The 22,308-nt window shown below is 55.8% G+C and carries 17 protein-coding genes; 11 read left to right on the forward strand and 6 right to left on the reverse strand.

Going from position 1 to position 22,308, the window contains the following annotated elements:
* Positions 1 to 17 precede the first annotated feature (17 nt).
* From hisD to metH, 8 genes are all read left to right on the forward strand, one after another.
* The gene (gene hisD, locus QA596_11545) at positions 18 to 1,325 is read left to right on the forward strand and encodes a histidinol dehydrogenase (protein ID MDG5768096.1); all 1,308 of its coding nucleotides are present in this window, start codon (positions 18 to 20) and stop codon (positions 1,323 to 1,325) included.
* 174 nt (positions 1,326 to 1,499) lie between these two features.
* Positions 1,500 to 2,570 carry a histidinol-phosphate transaminase gene (hisC, locus tag QA596_11550; GenBank protein ID MDG5768097.1) on the forward strand — a complete coding sequence of 357 codons (1,071 nt, stop codon included), beginning with the start codon at positions 1,500 to 1,502 and terminating at the stop codon, positions 2,568 to 2,570.
* 20 nt (positions 2,571 to 2,590) lie between these two features.
* Positions 2,591 to 3,514, forward strand: a complete 924-nt coding sequence (gene hisB, locus QA596_11555; protein ID MDG5768098.1) for an imidazoleglycerol-phosphate dehydratase HisB — start codon at positions 2,591 to 2,593, stop codon at positions 3,512 to 3,514.
* A complete protein-coding gene (gene hisH, locus QA596_11560) occupies positions 3,511 to 4,185 on the forward strand; it encodes an imidazole glycerol phosphate synthase subunit HisH (protein ID MDG5768099.1) in 675 nt (224 codons plus the stop codon). The genes hisB and hisH overlap by 4 nt, the downstream gene beginning before the upstream one ends.
* 93 nt (positions 4,186 to 4,278) lie before the next feature.
* Positions 4,279 to 5,778 carry an amidophosphoribosyltransferase gene (gene purF / locus QA596_11565; GenBank protein ID MDG5768100.1) on the forward strand — a complete coding sequence of 500 codons (1,500 nt, stop codon included), beginning with the start codon at positions 4,279 to 4,281 and terminating at the stop codon, positions 5,776 to 5,778.
* Between the two features lie 30 nt (positions 5,779 to 5,808).
* The gene (gene yihA, locus QA596_11570) at positions 5,809 to 6,408 is read left to right on the forward strand and encodes a ribosome biogenesis GTP-binding protein YihA/YsxC (protein ID MDG5768101.1); all 600 of its coding nucleotides are present in this window, start codon (positions 5,809 to 5,811) and stop codon (positions 6,406 to 6,408) included.
* 51 nt (positions 6,409 to 6,459) lie between these two features.
* Positions 6,460 to 8,052, forward strand: a complete 1,593-nt coding sequence (gene serA / locus QA596_11575) for a phosphoglycerate dehydrogenase (GenBank protein MDG5768102.1) — start codon at positions 6,460 to 6,462, stop codon at positions 8,050 to 8,052.
* An 88-nt stretch (positions 8,053 to 8,140) separates the two neighbouring features.
* Complete coding sequence (gene metH / locus QA596_11580; protein MDG5768103.1) at positions 8,141 to 11,842, forward strand: methionine synthase; 3,702 nt, start codon at positions 8,141 to 8,143, stop codon at positions 11,840 to 11,842.
* Positions 11,843 to 11,848: 6 nt separating this feature from the next.
* Here metH and QA596_11585 read toward each other — a convergent pair whose 3' ends face one another.
* The 4 genes from QA596_11585 to QA596_11600 form a co-directional block, all read right to left on the reverse strand.
* Complete coding sequence (locus QA596_11585) at positions 11,849 to 12,823, reverse strand: hypothetical protein (GenBank protein MDG5768104.1); 975 nt, start codon at positions 12,821 to 12,823, stop codon at positions 11,849 to 11,851.
* Positions 12,824 to 12,845: 22 nt separating this feature from the next.
* Positions 12,846 to 15,335 carry a S49 family peptidase gene (locus tag QA596_11590; protein ID MDG5768105.1) on the reverse strand — a complete coding sequence of 830 codons (2,490 nt, stop codon included), beginning with the start codon at positions 15,333 to 15,335 and terminating at the stop codon, positions 12,846 to 12,848.
* Between the two features lie 67 nt (positions 15,336 to 15,402).
* Positions 15,403 to 16,026, reverse strand: a complete 624-nt coding sequence (gene rdgB, locus QA596_11595; protein MDG5768106.1) for an RdgB/HAM1 family non-canonical purine NTP pyrophosphatase — start codon at positions 16,024 to 16,026, stop codon at positions 15,403 to 15,405.
* A gap of 6 nt (positions 16,027 to 16,032) precedes the next feature.
* Positions 16,033 to 16,950: a PfkB family carbohydrate kinase gene (locus QA596_11600; GenBank protein MDG5768107.1), complete on the reverse strand. Its 918-nt coding sequence runs from the start codon at positions 16,948 to 16,950 to the stop codon at positions 16,033 to 16,035.
* A gap of 94 nt (positions 16,951 to 17,044) precedes the next feature.
* Between QA596_11600 and QA596_11605 the strand changes: the two genes are divergently transcribed.
* From QA596_11605 to QA596_11615, 3 genes are read left to right on the forward strand one after another with little or no spacing between them, the layout of a single operon-like run.
* Positions 17,045 to 17,407 (forward strand): transcriptional regulator, encoded by a 363-nt coding sequence (locus QA596_11605; protein ID MDG5768108.1) that lies wholly within the window; start codon positions 17,045 to 17,047, stop codon positions 17,405 to 17,407.
* An 8-nt stretch (positions 17,408 to 17,415) separates the two neighbouring features.
* Positions 17,416 to 18,126 carry a CoA pyrophosphatase gene (locus tag QA596_11610; protein ID MDG5768109.1) on the forward strand — a complete coding sequence of 237 codons (711 nt, stop codon included), beginning with the start codon at positions 17,416 to 17,418 and terminating at the stop codon, positions 18,124 to 18,126.
* Entirely contained in the window at positions 18,113 to 18,979 is an 867-nt protein-coding gene (locus QA596_11615) for an MnmC family methyltransferase (protein MDG5768110.1), read from the forward strand. The genes QA596_11610 and QA596_11615 overlap by 14 nt, the downstream gene beginning before the upstream one ends.
* Positions 18,980 to 18,993: 14 nt before the next feature.
* Here the strand turns inward: QA596_11615 and QA596_11620 are convergent, their stop codons facing one another.
* Together QA596_11620 and QA596_11625 are read right to left on the reverse strand one after the other, a co-directional pair.
* Positions 18,994 to 21,111 (reverse strand): AAA domain-containing protein, encoded by a 2,118-nt coding sequence (locus tag QA596_11620; protein MDG5768111.1) that lies wholly within the window; start codon positions 21,109 to 21,111, stop codon positions 18,994 to 18,996.
* Between the two features lie 146 nt (positions 21,112 to 21,257).
* Complete coding sequence (locus QA596_11625) at positions 21,258 to 22,148, reverse strand: GntR family transcriptional regulator (GenBank protein MDG5768112.1); 891 nt, start codon at positions 22,146 to 22,148, stop codon at positions 21,258 to 21,260.
* Positions 22,149 to 22,308: the final 160 nt, after the last annotated feature.

The raw sequence follows: 22,308 nt of genomic DNA on the forward strand, positions 1-22,308 counted from the left end.
TGAAAAAAACTGTTATCATGCTGAAACGGCGGTACCTGAAATCCCTTGATCACGCGGCTCTAGAAACGCTGTGCAAACGGCCGAGGCTGGACAGTGCCGACATAACGCCCCGTGTCACGTCGATCATCGACCAGGTCCGGGAGCACGGAGATCGTGCTGTAGCGGATCTCACGGAAACGTTTGACGGTGTGAGGCCCGATCCACTGCTCTACCCGGTACGCCCTCTGGAGGAGATTCCTGTCAGCACCTCGACGCTTGAAGCCTTCACATTGGCATTCAACAACATACTGGCGTTTCACAAAGCTCAATTGCCGCAGGATCTTGAAGTCCAGACCATGCCGGGCGTTATCTGCAGGAGAGAATCGCGGCCTGTCGAACGAGTCGGACTCTATATCCCCGGCGGCTCCGCTCCCCTTCCCTCCACCGCTCTCATGCTGGGGGTACCCGCATTGCTGGCCGGATGTCCCTACCGCATCCTGGCGACACCTCCAGGCCCTGACGGTAAACCGCCCCTGGAAGTGGAACTCGCCGCAGCTCTCACCGGTATTCCCTCGATCTACATGGCCGGCGGAGCCCAGGCCATCGCGGCCATGGCATACGGGACAAGTACCATCCGCAAGGTTGACAAGATATTCGGACCGGGTAACCAGTATGTGACCGAAGCCAAAATGCTTTTGCAAAACAGCGACGCGCTGGTCTCTCTGGATCTTCCGGCCGGCCCTTCCGAGGTCATGGTACTGGCCGAACAGAACAGCAATCCGGCATTTGTTGCCTCCGACCTGCTTTCACAGGCCGAACATGGTCCGGACAGCCAGGTGGTACTGGTAACCGTCGGCGACCTTGACCCTGAGCCGGTCAACTCGGAGCTGAAAAAACAGTTGGAAAATCTGCCACGAGCCGAAACGGCCCGTAAAGCGTTGTCCCACAGCTTTGAGATCGTCACAGAGACCGCCGGTCAGGCCATTGATGTGGTCAACCTCTATGCTCCTGAACATCTGGTGATCCATTTTGACATTACCAGGGAACAGATTGGCGCCATCCAGCATGCCGGCTCCGTTTTTCTCGGGCCATGGACTCCCGAAAGTGTGGGTGATTACGCTTCCGGCACCAACCACACCCTGCCCACCTACGGCTACGCTCGTATGTACAGCGGCGTCTCTGTCGACAGTTTTCTCAAATACATCACATTTCAGGAACTGGATCCGGACGGACTGCGAAGCATTGGTCCGGCCGTGGCCACTATGGCCGACACCGAACAGCTCCATGCGCACAAGAATGCCGTCACGATTCGCCTTGCCCATCTTGAAGACCAAACTCCAGGCTGATGGACCGTCGCATTAATGAACTTTTCCAGCACATACAGCACAATATACTCCATGCCCCAGGCACTTGAATTATTAAGCAGACCGCAACCCCGCCAGCGGCCAACACTCGTGGCGGAACCTTTATCATCATCCGTTACTTTTACTATTATCTGCACCACTCATTATTGACCCAATATGGCAGAACCCAAAAAACCATTTAATCCCGAGCCGTGGATTCGTCCGAATATCCGAACGCTCTCTCCCTATCATGCCGCACGTGACGATTTTCAGGAGGGGATCCTGCTGGATGCCAATGAAAACAGCTTCGGGCCCGCCATTCCCACAGACCGGCCGCTGCATCGGTACCCGGATACCAATCTGAATGTACTTAGAGCAAAGTGGGCGGCTTATCGGGGACTGGCCCCGGATCAGGTATTTGTCGGTGTGGGCAGTGATGAAGCCATCGACCTTCTTATGCGCGTTTTCTGCGAACCGGGCAGGGATGAAATCGTGACAACCCCCCCCACCTACGGGATGTACAAGGTCTCGGCTCGCATTAACAACGTCGGGGTTTCGGAAGCGGCTCTTACCAGTGACTTTCAGCTTGATGCGCAGATTGTATTGTCACGCGTCACCCAGCGCACGAAGCTCATTATGCTATGCTCTCCCAACAATCCGACCGCCAACAGCCTTGGCGAAAAAGAAATCAGACGTATACTCAATGACTTCAAGCGACTGGTGGTTGTCGACGAAGCCTATGTCGACTTCAGCAGCCGGGAAAGCCTTTGCAGCCTGATTGATGAATATCCGAACCTGGTGGTACTGCAGACACTGTCCAAGGCGTTCGGAATGGCAGCCATCCGCATGGGCGCCGCGCTGGCACATCCGGCTGTTATTTCCTGGATGATGAAGGTCAAGGCTCCCTACAATGTGAACAGCCTTACAGCCGAACTAGCGTTGGAAGCTTTCGAACACACTGACCGAATGCGGGAGCATGTTGAAAAAATCAAAGCCGAGCGAACCCGGCTTGCCGAAGCCCTTGCCGGCCATCGTGATGTTGTGACCGTATTTCCATCCGACACCAATTTTCTGCTCGTCCGCTTCCGCAAAGCCCTGGAGTGGTACCGACATCTGGCATCCAGAGGCGTCATTGTGCGGTATCGCGGTGACCAGATTCATTGCGAAGATACGCTTCGTATCACCACTGGAACAGCCGCTGAAAATGATCGCCTGCTTGAAGAGCTCAATAATCATGACGCGCCATGACGCGTTAAATCCCTGCTGACATGCCCTCCAAATTGCTTCTTCATGTCCATCCTGACGCACTCGCTCCGGATCGCGACAACCTCTATATGAGATCGGAATCTCTGAGCGCGCTCAAGAAACTTTCCGTCAACGGCATTCGACTGGCCGGCAATCCCGCTGAATATGGCAAAAACGCAGCGATACTGATAGCGCAGGAAGACATCCTCTTTGGCGATACTCCCGATTCCGACCCGCAGATTTCGGCTCTGCCCGCCCTCCATGTCCGCTGCGACAGCACCGGAAGCCTGGTGCTGTCCGCCGAAGATAAACCCGACCGGACCTTCCCCGGATGGCCCGAACTGGCCGGCCACCTCATGCTCGGACACCGTTCCGCATCCCACGTCAGAAAAACGGGAGAAACCGATATTTCGGTGGTTATAAACCTGGACGGTACCGGCATCGCAGATATCCAAACCGGTATTTCGTTTTACGATCACATGCTGGAACAAATATCCCGGCATGGCTATATGGATCTTTCCATACGCTGCAACGGAGATTTACACATTGACGAGCATCACACAATCGAAGACACCGCTATAACGTTGGGTGAAGCCATTGGCCTGGCCCTGGAAAACAAACGGGGTATCGGCAGGTACGGTTTTGTAGTAGCCATGGACGAAACCCGTTCTCTGGTGGCACTGGATTTGTCTGGACGGCCCTGGTGTGTTTTCGAGGGTGCCTTCCGCCGGGAAAAAGTCGGTGATTTTCCGACGGAGATGACCTCCCACTTTTTCCATTCGCTGGCCATGTCGCTGAAGGCGACGCTTCATGTATCCGTCAAGGGAGAGAACGACCATCACCAGATCGAGGCCTGTTTCAAGGCGCTGGCAAGATCGTTGCGTCAGGCAGTTGACCGGAACGAAAATTATCTCGACATTCTGCCTTCTTCAAAAGGACTGTTATGATTGCCATTATTGATTACAAAGCGGGAAACCTGGCATCGGTGTCCAATGCGATGGACCGCCTCAAGGCTGCATACCGTATCACCAACAAAATTTCCGTACTGGAGGATGCCGACGCCGTAATCTTCCCTGGAGTAGGCCACGCCGGCTCTGCCATGAGGGATCTGCAGGCAAACGGCCTGGACACCTGGCTGCGTCAAACCCGTAAACCCGTGCTTGGAATATGCCTGGGAATGCAGCTTCTCTACGAGGATACCACGGAAGGCCCTACCCGGACCCTTGGAATTGTACCCGGGCGACTGAAACGATTTCTGCCCGAGAAAGGGAAAGTGCCTCACATGGGCTGGAATACCGTTTTGCCTGCGGGCACCGATCCTGCCGTCGAAGCGCCACCCCCATCCGGCGATCCTTCACCGGACCTGGGTCAGACGCATCCACTGTTCAACAATATCACACCGGGCACCCATTTTTACCATGTACACAGCTACTATGCGCCAGTGACCGGTCACACCATAGCACAGTCACGCTACTCCGAGCCCTTCACAGCGGCTGTCGCATTCAATAACTTTATGGGGGTACAGTTTCACCCTGAAAAGTCCGGGATTCCGGGCCAGCAGGTCCTGCAAAACTTTGTGGATCTGGTATATGGAAGACAGCCCATGAACGGGGGCTGAGTGCTGCAGGAGAGAGGCATTAAAAACTGATTTTCGCCATGCTCTTTTGTATCTTGAAAGTTTAGACTGTAACTCAAATCTTTTCTGTTCGGAATGTCCGACAAACCACACGACTATTGCGGTATTTTCGGGATTTTCAACCACCCCGAAGCCGCTGTCTACACTTACTATGGCCTGCACGCGCTGCAGCACCGGGGTCAGGAATCGGCCGGTATCGTAACCTCCTGGTTTGATCCGGCTAAAAGCATCCCTGTGATGCCGCAGCACAAGGGTTTCGGGCTGGTGCTGAATGTTTTCGAAAACCAGAAAATTTTTACCGAAAAGCTGCTGGGGCACGCGGCCATTGGTCACAACCGGTATTCAACTTCCGGATCGGCGGTCAACGCTACCAACATCCAGCCGTTTCGTGTTCACTACAAAAACGGCAACCTGGCAATCGGCCATAACGGAAACCTGACCAATGCCAACAGCCTCAGAAAGAGACTGGAAAACCGGGGCGTCATTTTTCAGAGCACATCCGACACCGAGCTGATTCTGCATTTGATCTCCCACAGTGAAAAATCGACACAGCTGGATCAGATCATGGACGCGTTGCAGCAGATCGAGGGCGCCTACTGCCTGGTTCTGCTTACCGACGACAAGCTGATCGCGGTCCGTGACCCCAACGGCTTTCGTCCGCTTGCCCTCGGCAGAAATGGTGAAAGCTGGCTGGTTGCCAGTGAGACCTGCGCGTTCGATATCAATGATGTCACATATGTCCGTGACGTCAACCCCGGAGAGGTGGTCATCATCGACCGGCAAACTATCGAAGACGGAGAGCCGCGCTCGATGCATCTGGAGCGGAAGAAGGATACCGGAGTTAGTCAGTGCATTTTTGAATATGTCTATTTTGCACGCCCCGACAGCCGCATTTTCGGCGAAAACACGGATAAAGTCCGCCGGAAAATCGGCAAATACCTGGCCCGTGAGCATCCGATCCCCGAAGTGACCGGCACCAAAACCGGCAAGCACCCGATCGTCATTTCTGTTCCCGACTCCAGCAATACGGCCGCTTTGGGTTATGCGCATGAAAATCAGAAAAACGGCTACGACTGCAAATACGAAATCGGACTGATCCGCAACCACTACGTGGGCCGCACCTTCATTTCCCCGGGCCAGGCTTCACGCGACCTGAAGGTACGGACCAAGTTCAATACGGTGAAGGGGGTTCTTCAGGACCGGGTAGTTTTTCTGGTGGATGATTCCATCGTGCGCGGAACCACCTCGGCGCATCTGGTTAAAATGATCCGCAAGGCCGGGCCCAGGGAAATACACTTTCTGGTCAGCTCCCCGCCCATCATCCATCCCTGCTTTTACGGAATGGACTTTCCGAGTCCGGATGAACTCATTGCGAATGTCCACGACAAAGACCTGGACCGCATGAGGCGGGCCATCGGAGTCGATTCCCTGCGCTATCTCTCGCCGGAGGGACTGGTGAACGCGGTCAGGGAGGCGCAGCCCGAGGGACTCGGTTACTGCACGGCCTGTTTTACCGGCGAGTACCCGGTACCGGTAACCTCCCGCATGCTAAAAGAAGAAAACGAATTTTATTGAGGCGGAATCATCGCTAAAGGAAACGGCACCATGACCATACAAAAAGCGGAATATGTGCTGAGCGCTCCGGATCTGTCGACATGTCCGGACGGCGGGCTGCCGGAGGTCTGCTTCGCCGGACGTTCCAACGTCGGGAAGTCATCGGTCATCAACGCGTTGACCCGCCGCAAAAAGCTGGCCCACACCAGCAACACCCCCGGCAAGACCCGCAGCCTCAATTATTACATCATCGACGATGCGTGGTATCTTGTTGATATGCCCGGATACGGATATGCAAAAATATCCAAAGGGGAGCAGTCGCGCTGGGGCCGGGAAATGAAACGCTACCTGATGGAGCGGGATACGCTGCGGCTTGTGGTTGTACTTCTGGACATACGCCATACGCCCTCGTCACTGGACGAGGAGTTTCTTTTCTGGCTGGGGAACCATCAGATACCGTTTTGCGTGGTAGCCAACAAAGCCGACAAGATTTCAAAGAACCGTCAACAGCAGCAGAAGAGCAGCATACAGAAATTGATTAAGGAGATGAATATCGACGTACCGGTCTTTACATCGTCGGCGGGAAAACCGGAAACACTGGACCCCCTTCAAGCTTTCATCGGGGATTTTCTTGCTGTTTCCAATCTCTGAGCTTGCAAAACATGAAATGGCATCAGCCTTTTGATAACAAAATAGAACACAATGGCCTATAAAGCACTTTTACTGGATGGCGTGGACCCTGTCTGCGGTGAGATTTTCGAGCAACGAGGATTTGAGGTAACCGAAGCATCCGGCATGCAGTCGGATGAGCTCGAAAAGATAATCGGCGACTATCATGCTATGGTAGTGCGGAGCGCGACCAAAGTCACACTGCCCCTTCTGGAAAAGGCGGTAAACATGCGAGTGGTCGGAAGGGCCGGTGTGGGTGTGGACAATATCGACCTCGACGCCGCCACCCGCATGGGCATCCTGGTAATGAACACGCCCGACGGCAACACCATCTCCACCGCCGAACACACCTGCGGCATGATCCTGGCTCTTTCCCGGAACATTCCCGCCGCGGTAAGCTCCCTGAAGGAGGGGCGCTGGGACCGTAAAAAGTACCTGGGCACCGAGATCCATGGAAAAACCCTGGGCATCATCGGCCTCGGTAAAATCGGCTCCGGTGTGGCCGCGCGAATGAAATCCTTTGGCATGCATATCATCGGCTTCGACCCCTACACCACCCACGAACGAGCCGCAGAGATGGGGGTTGAGATGAAGGGGCTGGATGAAATTCTCGCTTCCGCCGACTACCTGACGGTTCATACGCCGCTCACGGACCAGACGCGTGACCTCGTCAGTCAAAAAAATGCCGACCGGATCAAACCCGGCATCAAGCTGATCAACTGCGCGCGCGGCGGCATCTACAATGAAAGCGACCTGCTGTCACTGATCGAACGCGGTATCGTCAGCGGGGCGGCCCTGGATGTGTACAGCAATGAGCCCCCCTCAGACGATCTGAAGGAACTGCTGCAACACCCCGCGGTTATCTGCACACCGCATCTGGGTGCATCCACCCAGGAAGCCCAGGGAAAAGTCGCCGAGCAGATCGCCCGGCAGATCGCGGACGCTATTGAGCAGAAAGGGTTTCAGGGCAGCCTGAACGGCAAGTCCATTGCACTGAGCACCAACAAGGAGGTGCAGCCGTTCCTCCAGCTTGCCGAACGGTTCGGGCACTTCCTCTCCCAGATTGCGCCGAAACACACCGAAGAGCTCTCCATCACATATAGCGGAACCTGCGCGAAACACTCCCAGGTCCTCACCGATTCCCTTCTCAGCGGCTTCATGAAGGGGAGTGTCGATGATGTGGTAAATCTGATCAACGCCCGGTATCATGCCGAAACCAGGGGGCTGAAAATTTCCGAAACCATCAGCCGTGAAACTCAGACCTACTCCGACCTGATTACGGTCGATCTCGGTCCCAAGGCCGATTACCGCAAGCTTTGCGCAACGCCTTTCGGAGAAAACGATTACCGGATTGTATCCATCGACGGCTTCAGTATTGAAATCCACCTGGAAGGCGAAATCATCCTCTACCAAAATATCGACAAACCCGGCATGCTGGCGGCAACAAGCGGCGCCCTGGCCAAAAGAGACATCAACATCGCCTCGCTGAGCCTCGGCCGTGACCTGAAAAACGCCCAGGCCATTACCGCATTCACCGTAGATACTACGCTCGACGAAAAAGATGTGGATTACATACACCGCATCGACGGCGTCAATGTGGTCAAATACGTGAGCATACGGGTTTGATTCATCGGACCATCATTTTGCAAACCTGGCGTCCGGAGAACGGGTCATTGCATCTGTTTCCACTGCGCTATTTCAAAAAAGGCACGTGATGCACGACATTCGACAAGCACTTGCAAAGCGCATCCTGGTACTTGACGGAGCCATGGGAACCATGATCCAGGAACACCGGCTCTCCGAAGAGGACTTCCGGGGCGACCGGTTCCGCGATCACACGTGCGAGCTCCAGGGAAACAACGATCTGCTGAGCATCACCCGTCCCGCCCTTGTTGCCTCCATCCACGAAGCATTTCTGGAGGCCGGTGCCGATATACTGGAGACCAATACTTTCAGCTCGAATCCCGTTTCGCAGAAAGATTACGATCTGGAGGAGCTTGTCTATGAGCTGAATTACGCCTCGGCCTCCATCGCCCGCAAGGCCGCCGACGACTTCACCCGAAAAGATCCGGAGAAACCCCGTTTCGTAGCCGGCGCCATGGGTCCGACCAACCGGACTCTCTCCCTCTCCCCCGATGTCAACGACCCCGGTTTCCGCGCGGTTACCTTCGACGAAATGGTCGCCTGTTACGCCGCACAGATTCCCGGCCTGATGGACGGCGGGGCCGATGTGCTGCTGGTTGAAACCGTATTCGACACCCTGAACTGCAAGGCCGCCCTGTTCGCCATCCAGAATTATCGCCGGGAGAGCGGAAACAATGTCCCGGTAATGATTTCGGGCACGATCGTGGACCAAAGCGGGCGCACCCTCTCGGGCCAGACCACCGAAGCATTCTGGATCTCCATCTCCCACATGCCCAACCTGCTGAGTGTCGGTCTGAATTGCGCTCTCGGCTCCAGCCAGATGCGCCCCTTTATCAAGGAGCTCTCCGAAATCGCCACCGTGCCGGTTACCCTGTACCCGAACGCCGGGCTGCCCAACGAATTCGGCGGATATGACGAATCCCCCGACTTCATGGGCGAACAACTTGAAGAGTACCTCAGGGAGGGGTGGCTGAATGTCATCGGAGGCTGCTGCGGGACAACGCCGGAGCACATCGCCCGTTTTTCCAGCATCGCGGCCGGACACCGGCCCCGCCCCATTCCCGAAGCGGAGCCCTATCTGCGATTAAGCGGACTGGAACCGCTCGTTGTCCGCCCGGAGACCAATTTCGTCAATGTCGGTGAGCGAACCAATGTCACCGGCTCTCTGAAATTCAAGCGCCTCATCCGTGAGGAGCAGTACGAGGAGGCGCTATCGGTTGCCCGTGAACAGATCGAGAACGGCGCGCAGATCATCGATGTAAACATGGATGAGGGGATGCTGGAGTCGGAAAGCGTTATGACCACCTTCCTCAACCTGATGACGGCCGAACCGGATATCTCCCGGGTGCCGGTGATGGTCGACTCCTCCAAATGGTCGGTTCTCGAAGCGGGGCTCAAATGCCTCCAGGGGCGGTCGATCGTCAACTCTCTGAGCCTCAAGGAGGGAGAAGATATCTTCCTGGAGCAGGCCCGAAAGGTACGTGACTACGGGGCGGCGGTCATTGTCATGGCTTTTGACGAACAGGGGCAGGCCGACTCTTACGAACGGCGCATCGAAATCTGTGAGCGCGCCTATCGGCTGCTGGTGGATACAATCGGATTCCCGCCCCAGGACATCATTTTCGACCCCAACATCCTGACGGTTGCCACCGGTATCGAAGAGCACAACAATTACGCCGTCGATTTTCTGAAGGCCACGGAATGGATTAAAAAGAACCTGCCCCATGCGAAAGTAAGCGGCGGCGTGAGCAACATCTCCTTCTCCTTCCGCGGAAACAATCCGGTAAGGGAGGCGATGCACGCCTCCTTTCTGTACCATGCGATCAGGGCGGGACTTGATATGGGGATTGTCAACGCCTCCCAGCTTGAGGTGTACGAAGAGATCCCCAAAGATCTTCTGGAGCGGGTGGAGGATGTCCTTTTTAACCGGCGCCGCGATGCCACCGAGCGCCTGGTCGATTTTGCAGAGACGGTCAGGGAAAAAGCCGCCGGACCCGCGAAAACGGACGAGTGGCGCAGCCGTCCGGTCAACAAGCGCCTGGAACACGCCCTGCTCAAGGGAATCGTGGATTATATTGAGGAAGATACCGAAGAGGCCCGCAAACAGTATGACCAGGCTCTGGAGGTGATAGAGGGGCCGCTCATGGATGGGATGAATATTGTGGGGGACCTGTTCGGCGAAGGCAAGATGTTCCTGCCGCAGGTGGTAAAGAGCGCCCGAGTAATGAAAAAGGCGGTGGCCTATCTGATCCCCTTCATCGAAGAGGAGAAAAAGCGGCAGAAAGATACGCGGCCCAAGGGCAAGGTACTGCTGGCCACGGTCAAGGGCGATGTACACGACATCGGGAAAAATATCGTCGCTGTGGTCCTGGGGTGCAACAACTATGAAGTGATCGACCTTGGCGTGATGGTGCCTTCCCGGAAAATCATGGATGAGGCCGTTGCACAGAAAGTGGATGTGATCGGGGTCAGCGGCCTCATAACCCCCTCGCTTGACGAGATGGTCGGCCTGGCCCGGGAAATGGAGTCGCAAGGAATGGATCTCCCGCTGCTTATCGGCGGTGCAACCACCTCCCGCATCCACACGGCTGTCAAGATCGCGCCGGAATACCGGTCGCCGGTTATCCATGTACTCGACGCCTCCAAAAGCGTGCCCGTGGTGAGCAACCTGCTCTCCGACAGCGCCCGGAAGGGGCTGGTTGACCGGGTGCGGACCGAGTATCAGCAGCTCAGAGAAAAGCATTCAAAACGGACGCAGACCAAGAGCTATGCCACGCTGGAGCAGGCGCGGGAGAACCGGACTCCCATCATCTGGGGAGAGAAGGATGTCGCGGTGCCGAAGCGTACCGGAATTATTCCGTTGGAAGCCCCCGACCTCAAGACCCTCAGCAGATACATTGACTGGACCCCGTTCTTCATAACCTGGCAGCTCACGGGCAAATATCCTGCCATCCTGCAAGACCCCGAAGCCGGTGAACAGGCTCGCAAACTGTTTGACGACGCGCGTCACATGCTGGACCGAATCATCGCGGAGCAGTGGCTCCAACCGCAAGCGGTATGCGGGATTTTCCCCGCGAACAGCGTCGGCGACGACATTGAAGTGTATGAAGATGAGTCCCGGAGCCGCGTCAAGGCCCGGCTCTGCATGCTTCGGCAACAGACCCGCAAACGGAAGGGGCAACCCAACCGGGCGCTGTCCGACTTTGTCGCGCCCAAAGAGAGCGGCCTCGCCGATTACATCGGCGGATTTGCCGTGACGGCCGGACACGGTATTGAAGAGCCCCTGGCACGTTTTGAAGAAGACCAGGACGACTACAGCGCCATCATGCTTAAAGCGCTGGCCGACCGGCTTGCCGAAGCGGCCGCCGAGTGGCTCCATGAAAAGGTGCGGATAGAACTGTGGGGATATGCTCCGGACGAAAACCTGGATAACGAAGCGCTCATAAAGGAAAAATACCGGGGTATCCGCCCGGCACCGGGGTACCCGGCCAATCCGGACCATACCGAAAAAGAGACCCTCTTCAGCCTGATCGAAGCCACTGAAAGAACCGGCATCACCCTCACCGAAAGTTACGCCATGCATCCTGCGGCTTCGGTATCCGGACTCTACATCGCTCACCCCGAAGCGGCGTATTTTGCACTGGGCACCATCGTAAGGGACCAGGTCGCCGATTACGCGCAACGCAAAAAAATGACGCTGGAAGAAGCCGAGAAATGGCTTGGTCCGCAGCTCGCCTACGATCCCGCCAGCGAGCGCAAGGAGCCGGCCTGAGGTTGGTCAGATTTTTATCAAGCGGGTTGCCAATTCGCGGGCATGCGGAAAGTTCCTTAGGCCCATTGCCGTGATGTTCAGCGCCATGGGTACCGGTACGGGCAAGGCACTGTTAAAAGAGTGGATTCTTTCCCAAACCTCTGTCATCAGGTCCAGTGATGCCTCCGCCGGATCGCCGCTCTGCATAATTTGCCACTCGACCTTTTCGGGGATGAAGACCCCCAGCCACCGCAGGAAGTCAATATCCTTTTGGGCGGATACAGGAGTAAAACTCCAGTAGATCATTGGCAGCCTTGCGGCCTTCTCCGTCAGCAAACCGGAGAGCTCATCCAGCATGGAGACCGGGGTTTCCGACTCCGTAATAATCTGCGTGGTGAAGAAATCGGCACCCGATTCACATTTTTGAAACACTCTTTGCGCTTCCGAAATCCCTCCCACATCACGGTTCGGGATGCAGATATTGCCCACGGAGAAATCGGTGGAGGGCAGGCTTCCGTCCAGATACCTGTGTCTGCCCCGGTTCAAAAACTGCTTCGCCATACGATTTCCCTCGGTCACCGACGGTCCGGGGTATTCGATCTCCGGCGACTCCCCACCCACGAATACAACCTTTCTGATGCCATACTCTCTGCGAGTGTCCAGCAGCCACTGCTCCTGATCGGCAGGCGGCTGCTTGACAATCACTCTGTTGATGACATACTCGGTATCCATAAATTCGGCCAGCATTCTGGCGTAGTCGCGGGGTGAAACTCTTCTTTTGAAGGCACTCCTGCGCTTCCCCCGGTCCCCTTTCTGCGTTTCATCCTGAATTTCCGGCAGGTTGATCACATCGACAGGGACACGCTGCCGGATGCTGTCCAGGTACGCCTTGTGCCGGGACAATCCCTCCTGCTCCTTGCCGAGCTCCGGAGGGAGAATCTCTATCATCAGCGGTACGCGGAAATGATTGCGGGAAATATCGTCTTTACTATCAGGATTCATGGATAATGCTGTCGGTTGCAGGTCACTGTATTTGTTTATGGTCCAGGTACTTCATCCAGCTGAAATCTTCAAAGGGCATGATGATCAATGGGGAGGCGTTGTATTCGATCATCAGTTCCAGGTACTCCTTCACCGGATCTTTCTGTTCGATATCCGGCGCACCGGAACCGAAAATTCCACCCAGCAGCAGCGAAAGGGAAAACGGCTGGAGTTCGGGACCTTCGACGATTATCACTTTGTCGTCCGGCCTGAGTCCGGCTTTCTCACGCGCAATGCCGATAGCGGCATAGAGGCTTCCAAGCTCATCCACCAGATTGTGTCCGAGCGCGTCGGCGCCTGTCCAGATTCTGCCGGCGGCAACTTCCCGAATGTCATCGGCCTCCGCTCCGCGGCCCTCGGCCACTTTTTCGATGAAATCATCATAAAGATGGTTCACGCGCCTGACCATCCCTTCACGTTCTGCTTCGGTGAGGGCACGGTTCGGCAGACTCAAGCCGATCAGAGGGAGCGTTGGGCCGAAAGAGAGATCGGCCGACTTTCCCCGGCTCACGTAATCGGCATTAAGCCTCAGTTTGTTGCTCATGCCGTCATCCCAGATCCAGCCGGATGCCACACCAATGCTTCCGGTGATGGTATTCGGTGTTGCCACGATGGTGTCGGCATACATCGAGATCCAGTATCCGCCGGAAGCGGCAACCGATCCCATGGAAACGATGACCGGCTTCACTTCCGTTGTCTTCCGGAGTTCTTCGGCCACAAGATCGGAGGCAAGCGGATCACCGCCCGGCGAATCGGCTCTCAGCACAATGGCTTTCACCTCCCTGTCGTTTCGCATTTTACGGATTTCCCGGGACAGTACGCGGGCTCTGATTCCGCTGGTGTTCATGGTCGGTCCCTGGGCATAGAGCACCGCGATTTTTGAGGCGGGTCCCCAGTGGTCATCGCCCGGCTTCTGATAGGCGTACATCTGACCAGGAGCGATGCTGCGCTTCCTGCTTCCCTCCAGCTTTTCGATGATATCCGGAATATCGGCAGGGCGGCCGAGCGTATCCGCGATACCGGCTTCCACCAGGTCGGCGGCTGTAAGATAGAGGCCGCGGTCGATCAACGCGTCGAACTGTTCGTCATCCAGCCCGCGGGAGGCGGTTACATCACCTCTGACCAGCTCATAAAAGCCATCGATCATCACCTGACGCTGTTCCCGGTCGGCATCCGACATGTCGCTTCTTGAGATCATTTCAAAAGCCGACTTGTACTCCATTTCCCGGAATTCGTCAAACCCGATGCCCACGCTTTCCAGCAACTCCGCCAGATAAGTACTGCCGGTTACATAACCTGGAATGGAAAGGCTGCCCTGCGGGTCAAGAATCACGTAGTCGGCAACCGATGCCAGATGGAGGGTATTCATGCCACCCCTCTCAATGAAGACAATCACCTTCTTCCCGCCGGCCTGAAATGTTTCCAGGGCATCGCGTATCTCCCAGGTTTTGGCGTGATCAACGCCAAGTGTGGAAATATCGAGCACAATACCGGCTACGGAAGGATCCTCTCCGGCCTCATGGATGTGCCGCAGCACGGGAAGGTAGGTCTGCCGGTTGTCCAGGAACCTGAAGTTCTGGTAAGGCAGGGCGCCGCGCAGCGGCATATTCACATAGCGGTCGTTCTTGCGGATGTGGCGGTCGAACGGATTGCGGTCTTTGGCTCCCATACGAATACTGTAGGAGTTGTACCGGTGATTCGCGTCGGTGTCGCGGTGTGACTGATAGCTGACACCCGTTCTTCCGAAGCTGAACTGGATGCCGGCGGTATAGCCGATATTGTCGATATAGCGGCCGGTGAGTCGAAGGCCCGACATAATTTCCGCCGCAAACCCGGCCGACCAGCGACCATCCAGAACGCCATCGGTCTCATGATTAACGGCGTAATCGCCGAAAAGCGCCAGAACAGGCGTCCCCGTCGGGCGAATCGCCAGATCGGCGACGGCTTCATAATAATTGCCGTCGAAGGTAGTGGTGCCCATCATCCCGAATGACAAATAGCGGTTCGGCCGGGAGATGGTTCCGAAAGTGATGTTGGTCTTCAGATCGAACAGATCGGTATCGCCGCCATACCAGTTCAGCGCGATACCTGCGGCGGCGGCGTCCGTACCTCCACCGATTGCGATGCGATAGTCCCGGTAAACCTGATCCATCCAGTCGTTTCGGACAAAGCTGAATGCCGCGCCAGGAAATCCGAAGAAGCCGCCGTAGCGCCGGACATCCGTCCAGAATTCGTCGGAAGACCAGTGGAACGCGATATCCGGCTGATGCAGAAACTGCAGCATGGCGGGGTTATCGTATCCATACAGGCCGGAATTCATCACTCCCGGTGACGTCAGCAGGAAATCGGTGCGCTGATAGTAACTCTCAAAACCGATGCCCTGGGAGGTGTTGTCTGACTGAGCAAGGGAAACAGGCGTAAAAGCCAAAAGGAGAAGGATCAAAACCATCCCGTAGCAGTAATAGTGTTTCATATTCGCAGCGTTTGTTAGCAGGTACAAGTCCCCGGTTGGTGGAACTCACGGTTGAAAAAACAAAGAACTATCTGTCGGATATCTCCTGAAGGAACTTCTGCAATGCGCGGCCGCGATGGCTAATCCTGTTTTTCTCGGATGGGTCCATCTCGGCAAAACTGAGGTCATATCCCTCGGGCATAAAGAGCGGATCGTAACCAAATCCGCCATCCCCCCGTTCTTCTGTAAGTATGACACCGTTGCAGATTCCCTCAAACCGGCGTAATCCATGCGTATCGATATAGGCAAGTACGGTTCGAAACCGGGCTTTTCTGTCTTGCGCCGACGGCAGGTGCTTCAGTGATGTCAGCAGTTTCTTACGGTTTCTGGCGGAATCGGTTTCAGGTCCGCCGTAACGGGCCGAATAGACTCCCGGCATGCCGTCCAGAGCATCCACTTCCAGTCCGGTATCATCGGCCAGAGCAGGAAGGCCCGTTTTATCAAATACGAACCGGGCTTTGATTTCGGCGTTCTCTTCGAGGGTCCGGCCGGTTTCTTCGATCTCACAGGGACCGGCAACCTCCGTAAGAGAGCGTACCCGGATACCGGAGCCTTTGAGCAAATCATTCAGTTCAGTGACCTTAGCGGGATTTCCCGTGGCCAGTACAAGCTGCCGCTCCTCCTCATTGGAAGTAAACAAACCGGACATCATACCATATCAGCTTCTTTCGGGGATGGTACTGAGTTTTCGAAAGGCATCGTACCGTTTTCCAATATCAAAACGGGAGAGTTCTTCAAACCGACCGGTACCAAAAGCTTCGACACAGAAACTGGCCATCACGGAACCGTAAACAACGGCCCGGCGCAGATTTTCTTCAGTAAAACGGTCGGCGCGTGAGAGCCATCCGGAAAATCCACCCATGAAGCTGTCACCGGCGCCGGTAGGATCGACGATATTACTGAGGGGATAGCCCGGAACAGAAAACACCGACTGGTCATAATACAGATTGGCACCATGCTCACCTTTTTTGATAATCAGGAAGCGGGGTCCTTTTTCACGGATCAGTTTTGCGCTTTTCAGCAGGTTGGGTTCTCCGGTCAGTTCGCGCGCCTCCTCGTCGTTGATAATCAGGACATCCACACGGGAGATCGTCTCTTCAAGGGCTTCCCTGGCACCGGAAATCCAGAAATTCATGGTGTCGCAGACGATCAGCTTCGGCTGCGTAACCTGATCCAGCACTTTCAATTGCAGGCCGGGGTCAATGTTTCCCAGACAGACGATGCGACTGCCTTTATATGCTTCCGGAATAACCGGGTTGAAGTGTTCGAACACATTCAGCTGAGTGTCAAGCGTATCCCGGCTGTTCATGTCGTCATGGTACCTGCCCTTCCAGAAAAACGTATTCCCCGTATCATCCACTTTGAACCCTTCGAGGTCGACCCCCCGGTCTTTAAAAAATTTGAGATCCTTCTGGTCGAAGTCGCTTCCAACGGTACCCACCAGCCTCACCGGCTGAGTGATATAGCTGGATGATACCGAAATATAGGTAGCTGATCCGCCAAGGGTGCGGTCCACTTTACCGGCGGGTGCTTCAATTCCGTCATAAGCCACGGATCCAACAACAAGTACACTCATGATACGCTACAATTATTCTAAATTAGAGGTGCCAAAAAACGACAGTGTGTCTTTTAAATAACAATTTTGTTAAAGTACGCTTTTCGGTGAGGCTATGCAAAACGACGATGTTACAGTATATACTACTCTGCTTATGCGCCGTCCCAAATACATCATATTTGATTACAACAAAATCGACAAGCTGCTCCACAACCGGTTGCGGCTTGCCCTCCTCTCTTCGGTGGCCTACTCCGAGGAGATCGATTTCTCCACGCTCAAGAATACGGTCAAGGCAACGGACGGTAACCTCGGCAGGCAAATTCAGATTCTGGAGGAATCCGGCTATCTTACCACCCGTATCCGGCACAGTGAGAAACGGCCTCAAAAAATGGTGACATTGACGCCAAAAGGCCGGAGCGCTCTGATACGTTATAAAAAGCATATCATGACTCTGCTGCAATTTCAGGATTCCATGTAACGCGTGTTATGTCCTTCGAAACCCACTCTACTTTCTCCGATTACTGTAAAGCCGTGATGGAGCGGCGCCTTCCCGGCCGCGATGCACAGGCGGCCATGGCACCGGTACCGGACAATCGCCCGGATACGTCACAGTTGCCGGAATCGGGCGTTCGACAGAGCAGTGTTCTGGTGCTTTGTTCCCTGGAACAGCCGGTTTCCATTTTGTACACTCTGCGCAATAAAACCCTGACCAACCACGCCGGCCAGATCAGTTTTCCGGGAGGTCGCCAACAGCCCGGCGAGGCTCTCCGGGAAACCGCCATGCGAGAGACCGCAGAGGAGGTCGGCATTTCACCCAACCAATACGAAATCACCGGATCCCTGAGTCCCCTTTTTGTGCCCCCCTCCCGGTTTGTCATACATCCCTGGCTTGCTTTTTGCCGCAGACGGCCCCGAACCATACCCCGGCCGGAGGAGGTCAGCGACATCTTCTGGGTGACGGCTGCAGATCTGTTGGACAGCGGCAACATCCGCACCCGCGATGAAACTTTTCGCAACAATAGACTGCGCATCCCCTATTGGGATGTTCATTCCGAACCACTTTGGGGTGCCACCGCAATGATCACCTCCGAACTGGTTGCGCTATACCACCGTTTTCTCACGCAACACGAGCGTGGAAACACGGATGGCCTGGCCGGCCGATGTGAATCCCGTCCATCCAAAAATGACACCCCGTAACGTTCTCACAAACGACGGTTCGGCGACCCTGTACTCCGATCGGTATCGTCAGCACTATCACAATATTGCCGGGGCTCTTACCGAAAGCCGCCACGTGTTTTTTGAGCGAACAGGACTTTTCGAGGCGCTCAAATCCCATCGCGACATAACCATTTGCGAGACGGGGTTCGGTTCCGGCTTTCACCTGATCCTGATGGAGTGGCTCAGGCATCTGACCGGCTCCCGTTCCACCGTATTTTACTACAGCGTCGAAAAACATCCGGTGCCGCCCGACCAGATCCGGGGCATGGGGTTCGAAAAGCTTTTTCCCGGGGTATCCGGCAAGGGCGATGACGAAGCCGCTGAAGGTCCGGCCGGGGAGGCCTCCCCGATCGCCGGCAGGGTGCCATCCCCCCCACTGACACCGAACTCCCTGGGCCGGTTAGCGGATCTGGCCGAGGCTCTGTATGCTGCGGATTCCGGCGCTACGGTATCCTCGACCATGACGGGTCAGGGCGGCCAAACCTTCGCGCACATCTACCGGGGTGATTTTTTTGACTGGGACCTTTCACAAATTCATCAGCCGGCCCATTTCTTCCTGCACGACGCCTTTTCGCCGGATGCCAATCCGGAGCTATGGACAAAGGAGGCCTTTTCGAAACTGTTGCAGGCTGCCGATTCACGGGCCATGCTCGGCACCTACTGCTCGGCCACCCGCGCCAGGGCCGCCATGGTGCTTGCCGGCTGGCATGTCGCCAGGGCTGCAGGTCCGCCCGGCAAACGGGAGATGACACTGGCCTCTTCGGATGAAGCCATGCTCGAGGGATACAAGCCGGTGAACGCGGAGAGGCTGCGGGAGCGTTTCGGCACGTAACAGGACACCGGTCATCAGACCGAACGAACGGGCAGCCTACCCAGCAGTTTTCCCAGGAACTTGCGGCCGTAAACCCGGCGGATGTGACTCATGTCGGCCAGTACGATCATTCGCTCCCGGCTTCTTGAGAACGCCACATTCAGCAGCCGAGGGACCGAAAGGCCGTTTTTGGCCTCATCAAATGGACGCACCGAATAGTGCTGCACCGAACCATTTCGCGGCTCGCCGGTCATGACTGTATCCAGGATAATCACCTTCTTTTCCCGTCCCTGAAACGTGTGGATGGTTCCAATTTCGAGATCATACCAGCGGTTCTTGCCCCGCAGTTCCCGCCGCAGGTGCCATACGGCCGACCGGAACGGGACAATGATGCCGATTTCATTCAGCCCGGTATACATTTCGGTCAGTTGACGGCGCACCAGGTCTGCCAGCAGCTCCGTATGCACATCATTGACCGGCTGAAATCCCCTTCGTTTGCCATCCTGACGCAACACCGGCTGCATGGCGGAAGTGTCAAGAAGCACAACCGATTCCGGGCCTGGTTCCGGCGACAGATCGCCGGGGGCTCTCATGTCGTACGATGCGTTTCCCTGCGCGGTAACCTTCCGGTCTTGCGGACCCGTTCCGGCCGATTCCAGGCGCCCTTCATAAAACACATCACTGATAACCCGGGCAAGGTCCGACTGCATCCGGTATTGAATATTGAAGAATGAGGTATAGGCGGGATTGTGATCGTGCCACATAAACAGCTCATCGGTTGACCCGGCACCAGAGACCGTCGCGAAGATATCCTGTTCAAGGATGTTTCGGGATGGGATATCGGTAGTAACGGCGATGGGAGGCAGCTGCATCGGATCGCCCACAATTACCAGGTGCTCTTTTGCTTTGGTGGCCATCACCAGCATGTAGGGGATGCCGGCCATGGATGCTTCATCCACAACCACCGCATCGAACTCCATCTGTTCCAGCATATCGGAAGTGCAAACGCGCGCCAGGGTGGTACCGACAACTTTAAAAGCCCTCAACCGGTTGAACGCGTAACGGTCCTTTTGGCTGAGTTCTCGAATCTGCTCTTCAACGGCCTCTTTTCCCCCAAGCCGTTCTATTTTCTTCCAGATATGCTGTTTCTGCGCGGGGGTCAGGTCGGGGAGGTCGAGGGCATCCAGCCAGTTCTGCAGGTCGGCGGCTTCCTGCATCTGTTCGCGCAGAGACTCCTCCAGCTGCTGCTCGAAATGGATACTGTCGAGCCGTTTGCTTTCCAGCACCCGTTCGCCGAAACGTGTGATACGGCGATTTACCGCTTTCAGGCCGAGGGTCTCCATCGCCTCCATTACCCCCAGCATACCGTGATCAACCGCGCGGTTGGTATTGGAAACGAAGAGCACCGATTTGCCCGCCATCACAAAATTGGTAATGATATATGCAAGGGTGGCGGTCTTGCCTGTGCCGGGCGGACCCCATATGTAGCTCACCGGCTGCTTCAGCGCCTTCTCCATGGATTGCCGCTGTGCCTCATTACGCAGGCCATCCTCATGGATCTGCGTTTTTCCGAAGTGGCGGACCGCATTTCCGGTATCCTCCGCTTGCCCGGCGCTTGTGCCGGCATCGCTTCCGCCGGCGTCGCTTCCGCCGGCGTCGCCGCCCGTACCGCTCTCCTCACCGGCAGAACCGGCGGCCGAAACCACATACTCCGCCGGCCGCATCATCCGCTTAATCCGTCTGCGCCGTTCCTCGCTCGACAATACTCCGGCCAGAGCCTCCCGTATGCGCTTCAGCACGAAATCATTCTCCCACTCCAGCTCGACTTCCGGTATCGTCTCGCCGAAATCTTTGGGAAACCGGAACACCATCGCCTCTTCTCCCACCTCCACCGGACAGATGGTTACCGTTTCGCCGGGAAGCGTCGCCTTGCACTCCTCTGCAAACCGAAGCGACGGGTTGGTGGTATCAAAATGATAGTGCACCTCGTCTTCCGAAGGGCTCTTCACCTTCTTTCCACCGGTGAGCACATCGTTCGAAGGCCGCTCCCGTACCGCTTCAATTTCCGCCTCAATGGCCATTTCGGCAGCATCAACAAGTTCTTCCGGTGAGACGGCACCCGCCCCGGCCTGAATGGTTATTCCCTGACTCATAAACTCTTACAACATTCGATATGAATAAGGACACACGGACCCTGCAATCCTTACACAACTTGCTATTTCAAATTATCGCGGCTCATGTCTCTGCCCGGCCGCGCTGTCTCCGGCCGCTTCCGCCGAAAACCATGGAGCGCAAGAAACTACTGATCCCACAACTCCGAGCGAATGATCTCCGCTGTGCGGCTGTCGATGGCGTATTCGATTTTCATCCGGCGTTTCTCCGGTATCTGCCGCTCCACAAGCGAGGCTACCGATGGCGGATAAAGCACAATGTCCACCTCCCTCACAAAAAGGGGCAGGGATTTGCCGTACACACCGCCCGCCATAATCGATCCCGGAAACTTCAAACTGTGCTTGAGCTCGTTGATCAACGTGCTCAAGGTCTGCTCATCGCTTGAAACCATTCCGATGGTCTGAATTGCCGACCGCTCCACCAGGGAGATCAGCAACTCGGATTTGAGATGATACACCACCGGCAGCAGCAGGGTATTCTCCGACTCCTCGCGAAAATCGCGCATCCACTGCACCGGTACAAAAAGCGCATCGAAATTAACCCGTTTCCCGGTTTCGTCGGGGGTGATGGTTTCGCTTCTGATGCCCACTTCATCGAGAATCGCGCGGGCGACCATGGCTCCGTGCTCATGGGTAACTCCCACCGAAGCACAGCTTTCCAGCCTGGCCGGCCACTCCACAAAACCGAGCTGTTCCTGAAACAGGGTTTCGATCTCCTCATCATCAAGTCCGTTGCCGATAAGCTCCTCGAGCACCGTGCGGATGCGCTCGGCCCCCAGTTCCAGTCGCTGCGACTTGTCCAGGGGCATATTCTGTCGGTTGACGACAAATCCGCGTCCCCGCTCACTGCGAAGCAGCCCCTCTGCGGTCAACATGTGATACGCCTTGCGCACGGTGTGAAAACTGGCGTCCAGCTGACGGCCCAGTTCCCGGGTGGAGGGCATCACGTCACCGACCTGAAACTGTTTGGTCGCGATAAAAAGCCGGATTCTATCCGCTATGTGTTTGGCTGTTTTCATTCCGCGTTACTCACAGGCGTCAAACCGGACGCATCTGCACCCGCTGCGAGCCTGACTGTTATCATTCCTCCCGCAAGATACCATCCTCACCGGGTTTTTTTGTATTTTTATTGCTGATTTGAACAACACTCCGCAAATCCAAAGCATAACGGAATAATAG

The sequence above is a fragment of the Balneolales bacterium ANBcel1 genome (assembly GCA_029688905.1).
Taxonomy (GTDB): domain Bacteria; phylum Bacteroidota; class Rhodothermia; order Balneolales; family Natronogracilivirgulaceae; genus SLLW01.